Source organism: Bacillus cereus group sp. N8 (assembly GCF_016483685.1).
In the GTDB taxonomy this organism is placed as follows: domain Bacteria; phylum Bacillota; class Bacilli; order Bacillales; family Bacillaceae_G; genus Bacillus_A; species Bacillus_A proteolyticus.
Genome location: NZ_JAEHBK010000090.1, coordinates 1 through 3,623, shown reverse-complemented (window position 1 = coordinate 3,623; position 3,623 = coordinate 1). Strand labels below are relative to the sequence as shown.

The following is a 3,623-nucleotide window of genomic DNA, read 5'->3' as shown; positions in this document are numbered from 1 at the left end:
TATCATAGCGAGGTGAGAGTCTTTAAGGGTTCTCCTTAATAGGAGGAAACGGATATGGAAAGAGTGCAAGCGATTATCGACAGTAATCTGAAATACAAGAGTTGGGTTAAACAGGTACTAGCTGTAGGCGGAATATTAGGGTTCTGCTACTTGGTATTATATGTTTTATGTTTCTTATTTGCTATGTAAATACTAGATAACTACACTAGTGGAGTCTTGCCTACAGAGGTAAGGCTCTTTTGTTGTATCTGAGGTGAATTTTTTTGGAGGTACTCCAAAATATTGGGTTGATGGGTATGATAAGGTGACCCCTATTAGAATTAGCACCAATAAAATGTGAACTTCGTACGTTAGACGATTCCTCACATAGAAAAAGCCGATTTCCTGTACGCTAAGGGATAATCGGCTTTTAAGATGAATAGGTCTAATCGATGTAATCATAATATCTTTTTAATGAAAGTTTAGATTTAAAACCTACCTGTTTTATAATTTGCCCCTCTAAAACTTCATTTTCGATTAGCCGTAAAATGAAGGTATTCCGTAGATGTTGTGCTGAAATTCCTTTTCGTAAATTCGCTCTTTCAACTTCAAGTCGAATCATTTTTTGAACAGCAATTTCTGTTAAGGCTTTTGGAGCATCGTTGTCATATGACCAATGATAAGTTTTTCGAGTAAAATCGTATGCTACGAATAGTGGATCATTGCTATGATATTTTGGACGAACAGGTTCAGGAATAGTTATATAATAGTTACATAATCGCTTTTTATCATCTTCAGATAAAAGAACCGTCTTCTCTATACCCACTATTCCTGGTACTGAGATTGTATTTTTTTCAAAATGAACGTGCTTCATCTGTAAACCTACAAGTTCTTTTAAGGACAAACCATTATTAATGAGTAAATGCACAATAACAATGTTACGATCCATAAGTACTGGACGAGCGGAGCGTTGTTTTTCTGTTAATCCTTCTAATGAAGTTAATATGTACTTTAGCCGTTTTTCTTCCTCTTTAGAAATAAAGTCTTCATCACGTAACGCCCGATTAGGCTGAATCATGAGATTCATATCTTCTAATGGATTAGGTTGGCCTAAATATTGATAAAGTCTACTTAGGACAATATAAACACGATGTATCGTTTTATCAGAGTAATTTCGTTGCTTCTTTAAATCATTAAAATACTCTTCATAACCCTCGGTACTAAGTGTCGTCCATATATTGCGTAAGGGAAGCTTTTTTGATTTTTGCAACCACTGACCAAAATCTTCAATATCATAAACATATCGTTTAATTGTGGAAGGTTTTCTTCCTTTATCTAATAAGAAAGAAGAAAAATGCTGTATTGTGTCTTGAAATTCTTTTGTTGGCATAGCCTTATCATCCTAATTTTTTCTTTTAGTATATCAAATTTTGAAATTAGCTTTACTTACACTACGTAATACATACTGAATTTATGTAAATATTTCTCAATATTATATTATTGCTATATGAGCTATAATATAAGTAATTCTTTTTATTATTTATATTTTGTTATTTTCTGTTGCAGAATCCTTATTATAAGGATTCCTTTTTTGTATCAAAAATCTCCAAAGAAAAAAGATAAAATCGGGAACACAATCTTATCTTTAGTACAAGGAGAATACAAAAGGGATTACTATCTTATTTATATTATATTGTTTTTTGTTAATTTTTTATATCAAAACCATAAATAACAGTTATACCTATATTGAAAAATTTATTACAAAATTAGCTATAAATGATTAAAGAAGTGAATGTAAACTTTTATACAAAATTTCACATTTTAGAAAGGTAAAAAGAGCCCAATTAATTTGGGACTCTTTGTCGTTTTGGGTAATTCTAAATTCTTAAGTTGATGGATGTGAGTACCCCTATAAAAAACAATTATTTACGACGCCTTCTCTTTGCTTTTTTACGCTGATTTGTATGACTATATTTTTTTATATGAGTACTTCTGTTCTTCTTATAATTAGGTAACTTTAATATAAAAACAGAAATCGCAGAAAAAATGCAAAATATAACCATTGCAATCATCCAAAGGTTAATGTCATAGTCATATAGCTTACTAAAATATTTTTTGTTACGAGTAATATATCTTACATTACTGTCAATTGCTTCGAGAGTGTAGGGAATAACGCAAAAGGAACCAAATAACATAACAATTGTTCCTAGAATGAAACTGAGTATATGTTTTATCATGTTCTATTCTCCTTTAAGTATGTTAGACTATATACGCTCATTTAGTATAAATGATTTTGCTGCACAGATTGTATTTATTTGAAGGAATAATATAAATTTCTATTAAGTTGTTTGTGCATGTGGTGATATCATGGAAATAAATATTTAAATTGAATAATTTAAAAAGCGTAGAAAGATTAAATTCCTACGCTTTTTCTTCTTAATAAATATTTATCGTTGTTCTAAATCTCTTATATAAGATTTTACAGCTTGCAATAAGAATTCTTCCTGTCCCATACCTGCATTTGCTGCCATTTGCACTATTTTTTGCTTAAATTCATGTTCTGCATGAAAAGTTAATGAATCTACATTACTTTTAAAGTAAATACCTTCTACATGTGGAAGGATCGTGCCGGATTTCATATGAGAATGTAAGTATTTAATCTCCTCTTGAAACTGCAATGGATCAACTTGTAATACGAAAGGTTTAATTTCTAATTTGATAGTATCAGATGAAATACTCAATCGCATATTTGTGACACCTAGCTCTTTATAAAATAAATTTAATAGATTATAAGTGATGGAATTAAATAGCTGAGGTTTTTTAAATGAAAAAGATAAATACCCTCGTTTCGTAATTACCGCTTGTTTATGAAAAGGCTCAAAGGAATAATCATGTTCCTTATAAGTGGATAGAGGGAAAATTTCTTCGTCTTCTGTAAGAATCTTGCCGTCTGCGCCATTAATCTCTATTACCCTAGCTGTTTTACCGGTATGTTGATGTGTTAATAATTGATATAAATATATATCTTCTTCTTGAATCTTAGTAATGAATGCTTTTCGCTCTTTTGATGTAGTTTTTTCATAAGTAAGTTGAAAAGTTTCAAGGTCATCTTTATCAATGATATATACTTCTTTTCCACGTTTTTCAATCTTTGAGGCAGGTAATTTACCAGATTTGATATATGTAAAAACTGTGGATGGTGCTACATTGAGAATTTCAGCTGCTTCTTTTGTGCTATAGCCTTCAACCTCTTCAATATTTTTTAAACGTTCAATATCCTCTAAATAGTAAATCTTACTACCGAATTGCTTCCAGTTATCTTTATATACACATTCTATTAATCCATCTTTTTCTTTTTGTAAAATTGTTTGTACCGTTACTCCTAATAAGCCGGCTGCCTCTTTTGTCGTTACAGTAGGTTTTGTAATGAACAATAAATCTTGTGTCATGTAAGGACACCTCCATAACTATTGTTTGCTAGTATTTTAGATATGTATATATCATATCAGAATATGATTTATATTTAAAATGAGAAATAGAATTTATTAAAGATCTTATACATTTTTATAGTTTAATAATATTTGTAATTCATTTTATATTTTAATGAATTTTTATAGTTGATTTTATAATAAAAGCAATATAAA

3 protein-coding genes are annotated in these 3,623 nt (G+C 29.8%); all 3 read right to left on the bottom strand.

From position 1 onward, the window contains the following. Positions 1-424: 424 nt before the first annotated feature. Positions 425-1,369: a tyrosine-type recombinase/integrase gene (locus JDS80_RS30400; RefSeq protein WP_071747738.1), complete on the bottom strand. Its 945-nt coding sequence runs from the start codon at positions 1,367-1,369 to the stop codon at positions 425-427. A gap of 532 nt (positions 1,370-1,901) precedes the next feature. Further along, a complete protein-coding gene (locus JDS80_RS30395; RefSeq protein ID WP_071748183.1) occupies positions 1,902-2,216 on the bottom strand; it encodes a hypothetical protein in 315 nt (104 codons plus the stop codon). A 210-nt stretch (positions 2,217-2,426) separates the two neighbouring features. Further along, the gene (locus tag JDS80_RS30390) at positions 2,427-3,428 is read right to left on the bottom strand and encodes a helix-turn-helix domain-containing protein (protein ID WP_071748184.1); all 1,002 of its coding nucleotides are present in this window, start codon (positions 3,426-3,428) and stop codon (positions 2,427-2,429) included. Positions 3,429-3,623 lie beyond the last annotated feature (195 nt).